Here is a 5,803-nt window from a genome sequence, read left to right on the forward strand (position 1 = left end):
GCCTCTTCTCCATGCCCAATCCCCAATCCCCAATCCCCAATCTTTTATATCCGAGATAACGGTATTGGAATTCCACAGCATCACCTAGAAACTATCTTTCGACTATTTAAGCGGCTCCACTCTCAGGAAAAGTACGGTGGAGGAGCAGGTGCTGGACTAGCGATTGTTAAGAAGATTGTTGAGCTTCATAACGGCCAAATTTGGGTTGAATCTACCGTAGGCGTTGGCTCGATTTTCTATTTCACGCTGAAATAGTTTAAGATAATAACCAAATATATATTTTTGTTAAGTTCTTTTAAGACCACGAATGACAAAAAAACTTCATGAACCTCTGCTCGTTGTTGAGGACAGCAATGAAGATTTTCGGATGCTACAACGTCTGATGCGGCGCATGTCCGTACAGAACCCTATACATCGTTGTACTAATGGGGATGAGGTTTTAGACTTCCTCTATCAACAAGGAAGCGAAGCCTTACGCAACTCTAAAGTAGCACTAAGACCTTCTGTTATCTTGCTCGATCTGAATTTGCCAGGTATTGATGGCCGTGACATTTTAGATCGGCTCAAGCAAGACAAGAGTTTTAAGGAAATCCCCATTGTTGTTTTTACTACATCATCTAACCCCAAGGATATTGAACTGTGCTACCAAAAGGGCGCAAATGGATATCTGGTAAAGCCGATGGATGCTCAGGAACTAAAAAAGACGATTCAGGCATTTGTGGACTATTGGCTTGAAGCCAATATGCCGCCTGTTTTGGATTAATTTGTTTATTCTCTGTTGATCAAATAGTAAAGAAAAAAGGGTAAAAAAAAAGACGGCTCAGAGGACATAGAAACATTTTCCTCTTTGAGTCACTGTGTCTGCTTGTCTTTTAGATGCGTTTTCCCCATTTTCTTGTTTATCTTACCACTTATATTGCTTTAGAATTTTTAAAGAATTTAGATTTTATTTACACCTAATTTTATATTATTTATAGAATTATGCAATAAAAACACAATCTGGATAAAAGGGATCTACATGGCTCCCCAATCCTCATACTTAATATGTTGGACACATGGACGCTACTCATCATTGATGATTGTGCAGCAGATCGAAAAATCTATCGTCGATATCTGTTGAAAGATCCGCACCAGTCCTACCAGATTTTGGAGGCAGACTGTGCAGAAGAAGCAATTGCTTTGTGCCAAAAAACGCGCTTTGATGTCATCCTCCTGGATTTTTGCCTACCTGATATGAGTGGGTTAGAACTCTTTGATCGGATGCAACAGAAGATATTTGAGACTTCTGTCCCTGTGATTATGCTGACTGGGCGTGGTGATGAAGAGATAGCTGTGCAAGCAATGAAACGGGGTGCTTTGGATTACTTGGTTAAGCAACATCTAACACAGGATGTACTGCAACTAACAGTCCGCAACGCTATTAAGCAATCGTGCTTGCAAGCCCAACTCTACAAAACTCAGGAGAGACAGCGCTTAATTGCCACTACTGCTTTAAGAATTCGCCAGTCTCTTAACCTAGAGCAAATTTTGAATACGGCTGTAGCTGAGGTACAGCAACTTCTGAAGTGCGATCGCGTGATAGTGTATCAGTTCGCCCCAGATGCCGACGGTAAAATAGTTGCCTCCTCAGTTGAGTCATGCCGCAGTCTAGCATTGTGTGATCGCGTCAGGGCTGGGAAAGAAGCAGGGGAGCTATTAGCTCTTAGCTGGGAGCAGAGGAAGGAAAGAGGTAAATTAATTACTCATTCTCCCCCTTGCACCCTGCACCCTGCCCCTCTGCCTCTTCTGCCCAATCCCCAATCGCCCATCCCTTATATCTATGAGCTTGGCTTGTGTAATTGTGTCAGCCTAAAAGAGCAATTTAATACTAAGGCAAATCTAGTAGTTCCGATTAATCTGAGCAGCAATGGGAACCCAACCCCCAAGCTTTGGGGTTTGTTGATTGCTCACCATAATTCCGAGGAACGACAGTGGCAAACTGATGATGCCCAAATGCTCAATGAAGTTTCGGTGCAACTAGCGATCGCCATCCAACAAGCGGAATTGCTAGCCCAAACTCAAGCATCACTTACCAAAGAAAAGCAACTCAATGCATTTAAATCGCAAATTATTGCAACAGTTTCCCATGAGTATCGAACGCCGCTAACTTCAATTCTTGCTGCTGCATCAACTTTGGTAAAACATAGCCAGCAACTAGATGAGTCTAAACAAGAGAGGTTCTTAGGAATTATTGAACAGAAAGCCAGGTATATGTCCAAACTTGTGGATAACATGCTTCTGGTTAACCAATTTGAACTGGAAAAACCCAAATTTAAGCCAATCTTGCTCGATTTACTGCAATTTTTTTCTGACTTGATCGAACAAGAGCGAGAAACAGCAGGCGATCGCCACGAATTGATTTTTCAAATTACTGGTAATAATCAGGACTTTTGGGGCGATCGCGGACTTTTGCAGCAAATTTTTACTAACTTAATATCCAATGCAATTAAGTACTCTCCAGATGGAGGTACTGTAGAATTCCACCTCATTGGTAAAGAATCACAAGTAATCTTTTATATCAAAGATCAGGGAATTGGTATCCCGATAGCAGATCAAGAAAATTTGTTTCAATCCTTCAGTCGTGGAAGTAACGTTGACACAATCCCCGGTACAGGATTGGGGCTAGCGATCGCGAAAGCTTGCGTAGAGTTACACGGTGGCGATATTAACTTGTCTAGTCAAGTAGGCCAAGGAACTAAAGTTACAGTCAGCTTACCGAAGATATGCCCAATAGGTCAACTATCCCCATCATCAACTTGACTTGTAGCAGTATAGTGCTTTAATATACAAAACCTTCCCTCTCAGACTCGGACAATAACCATCGGTAAGAGGTTATAAACAAGCGTCTTTTGTCAATCAGCTAAAATACTCAAAAAACTTCTTAGCAATTTTCAGAAAAAGCCTCCTGTGAAATTGTATAAATAAACAACGGGAGCAACGCGAAAAAGTGAGATCGGGATTTAATTCTCAGTTATATAGCTAGATTCTCAATAAAAACAGCTATTTCACTGCGATGCTTGCGGTTCTTGCTAGCCTACGCACTATAGCGGTTCCCTACACCAGGCGATACAACATTATATCGCCTGGTGTAGGGGCACGGCACTGCCGTGCCCTTACCGATGTACCTTATATAAACGAGAACCACTAGATTAAACAGGTGATTTATACCCCTAATTTTTAGCACCTCACTTTGGAGCGTTGCTCCTATAAACAACTGAAAGTCAGCGTGAATGCAATAAAAGATTACAAAGTTATTGGCATTCTAAAAAATCATTAGATATATCAATGTAGGAGAAATTCAAGATGAAATGTAAGTTACAGATTTTCTTATTATTGTTAAGCTTATTTGCTTCTGTAAGCACTTCTTTAAATGCAGCAGTTGCACAAGATATTAATGAGAATCATCAATCAATCACCGATATTACTGAAAGAGAGGCAAACTTTACAAAAGAATCAAAACCGACAGGTCTAAATAAAGAACTCCAAGCTTTTTTTAGAAGTCAATATCACTATTGGGATGCACGAGTTTTAGCTAATTATTGGGGACAGTCGCTAGAAGATGCGAAAGCTAGAATTGGCAGAAAAATTCTTTGGGGGAGAAAGGATGTTGCTATCCTAGAACAGTTTCTTTTAGATGCTAGAGTGAAAGCTCTCCAGTCAGTAGGAACAACCCCAAACTCCCTATATAATGAGTCGAAATATAAATACGATGATGCCGCATTACTGGCTAAATTTTGGGGTGATCCGTCACCGGAGGATGCCAAAGTAAGGATTGAACGTAACCTAATTTTGGGAAATGACGAGATTATCGAGGAAGCATTGCAATATGCTCGTACCTCAAAATAGTAAGTTTAAACTAATCTTTAGCAATCATTAAACAGTGATGTCTGAGTTGGATTGGAAAATTGGTTTTGAGATTGAGCTAATGGCACCGCCAGGACTTAGCAGACAGGATTTAGCAGAGGCGATCGCTCAAGAACATAATGGCTTTGTCCATCGCATCTTTTATCCTCAATCTGAACCAAGCCATGTTCCGGGAACACCCTTGTTTCATAATCTCACCTTAGGGTTTGAGGTTATTGATAGCGAAGGGAATTTAATTGTTCGCTGTGTAGATGATCTCACCCTCCAAGACGACTTAGACAAAACTCAAAAACCGCAGCCAGAATGGTATCGAATTGTGAGTGATGATACCAGACTTTTACAACTGGTCATCTGTCAAGCTGACCCGAAAGCAGCTTCTGGGGAAGTACTTAAACCAATTGCCGATTTATTTGCGACTCAAGTGGAAGTAGGACCTGGTGGGATGATGCGTGTTGCCGATCATATAGGTAATCCGATTGCGATCGCTGCACTCTTACCGGGGGAACGAGAACGCCCCTGTGAACTAATTACACCACCTATTGATAGCAACCATTTCCAGCGTTTGGAGCTTCTGCTAAACAAGGCTCGAGCATTGGGTTTCACAATTCCGTGTGAAGGTGCGACGCACTTCCATTTCGATGCTGTCAACTTATGTTCACCAAGAGTCTTCACCAATTTAGTTAATATTTTGTGGACATACGGGGAAATTTTGAAAAAATTGGTGGGAACTAACCCTCATTGCAGGCGTTTGGGGGCTTGGGATGAAGAGTTGTTGACACTAATTAATGAAACTGATTTTTGTGAGATGTCTTGGTCTGATGTCCAAATGACCCTTGCCAAATTGCAGTTAACAAAATACTGTGACTTTAACCTCAAAAACTTAATTCATAAAATTCCTGACAAATTTACTTTTGAAGCTCGGATTTTTCCCTCTTGGCTGTATCCAGAACCGCTAATTGAATCAGCCGCATTGATGGAAGCAATTCTAAATTATGCAGTATCAGCGCCTAAGATATCGCCTACTGTACCCCTGGTATGGAAATTAGAATTTGTACAGGATTTTCTCAAAATTCTGCCAATAGAGACACATTTTCGCCAAGCTTGGTTGTCTCGTGCTGCCAGTGTGGCATAATTTTATGAAAAGTTGGGGCGTTGCTCAATCAAGATATGAAACCAGGTTTTTTCTCTCTATGCCCTCCGCGTCTCTGCGGCAAAAAAGTATTTTATTTAACCTTATTAGGCACAGAGAACACAGAGTTAAGAGGTTAAAGAGTAGTTTATTGAACATTTTACTCACCTTGAAAGGGCTAGAAACCTGCATTACTGCATCACCCCTCCCATCCGAAACCGTGCTTGCGACTTTAAAAAGTTTCATTAAGTTTTTTATAATATTTATTTATTATTACAGTTTTATGTATAAATATCCATTACCCCGATCTTTCTTAACATTTGCCAAAGCGATCGCTCGCGTTTTTTCTAACCCTTATCTGTTCATTGTTGATTCTCAATAAAAACTTGGTTTTAGCGACAATACTAAGAGCTAATTTGTCAACCATATCTGAAAGTTCAATACTCAAGATATTTGTCAAATAAGCTTTTCAAGATTGTTAAGAAAAATGTGACTAATGTATAAACTTAATAAAAGGGGAACCGGAATCAAAGTCCTCCTTTTGAAAGAGATTTATAAGCATCTATAATGTTTTGCTACTGATAAGAGAGTTTTAAAACATCCTCTTAACTGGCTAGTTAAATGTTATTAACAGTATAATAAATTTTTAATAAATTGATTATATAGTGTTGATCAATAGTTTAAAAAGCATAAAGGAACTTTATGGTTAGCATTGTAACACCAGATTTCGCCGTTGGTCTTCTAGACAACACACCTGATCTAACTGGAGAT

General features: G+C 40.1%; 5 protein-coding genes. All 5 read left to right on the top strand.

Translation table 11 applies throughout. The features are described 5' to 3' along the window. Positions 1-255 (top strand): ATP-binding protein (locus tag ACFE90_RS34865; RefSeq protein ID WP_375506841.1); only part of this gene is annotated, 255 nt, incomplete at its 5' end. 52 nt (positions 256-307) lie between these two features. Then, positions 308-763 (top strand): response regulator, encoded by a 456-nt coding sequence (locus tag ACFE90_RS34870; RefSeq protein ID WP_375506842.1) that lies wholly within the window; start codon positions 308-310, stop codon positions 761-763. Positions 764-1,044: 281 nt separating this feature from the next. Next, positions 1,045-2,799: an ATP-binding protein gene (locus tag ACFE90_RS34875; protein WP_375506843.1), complete on the top strand. Its 1,755-nt coding sequence runs from the start codon at positions 1,045-1,047 to the stop codon at positions 2,797-2,799. Positions 2,800-3,342: 543 nt separating this feature from the next. Beyond that, positions 3,343-3,885: a hypothetical protein gene (locus ACFE90_RS34880; RefSeq protein WP_375506844.1), complete on the top strand. Its 543-nt coding sequence runs from the start codon at positions 3,343-3,345 to the stop codon at positions 3,883-3,885. A gap of 37 nt (positions 3,886-3,922) precedes the next feature. Continuing rightward, the gene (locus ACFE90_RS34885; RefSeq protein WP_375506845.1) at positions 3,923-5,035 is read left to right on the top strand and encodes an amidoligase family protein; all 1,113 of its coding nucleotides are present in this window, start codon (positions 3,923-3,925) and stop codon (positions 5,033-5,035) included. The last annotated feature ends 768 nt before the right edge of the window (positions 5,036-5,803 follow it).

The organism is uncultured Nostoc sp. (assembly GCF_964245445.1).
Taxonomy (GTDB): domain Bacteria; phylum Cyanobacteriota; class Cyanobacteriia; order Cyanobacteriales; family Nostocaceae; genus Nostoc.

Bases quoted from the DNA above. Each gene is read 5' to 3' on its own strand.
- ACFE90_RS34870 (WP_375506842.1), top strand. From the start codon at position 308: ATGACAAAAAAACTTCATGAACCTCTGCTCGTTGTTGAGGACAGCAAT.
- ACFE90_RS34875 (WP_375506843.1), top strand. From the start codon at position 1,045: ATGTTGGACACATGGACGCTACTCATCATTGATGATTGTGCAGCAGAT.
- ACFE90_RS34880 (WP_375506844.1), top strand. From the start codon at position 3,343: ATGAAATGTAAGTTACAGATTTTCTTATTATTGTTAAGCTTATTTGCT.
- ACFE90_RS34885 (WP_375506845.1), top strand. From the start codon at position 3,923: ATGTCTGAGTTGGATTGGAAAATTGGTTTTGAGATTGAGCTAATGGCA.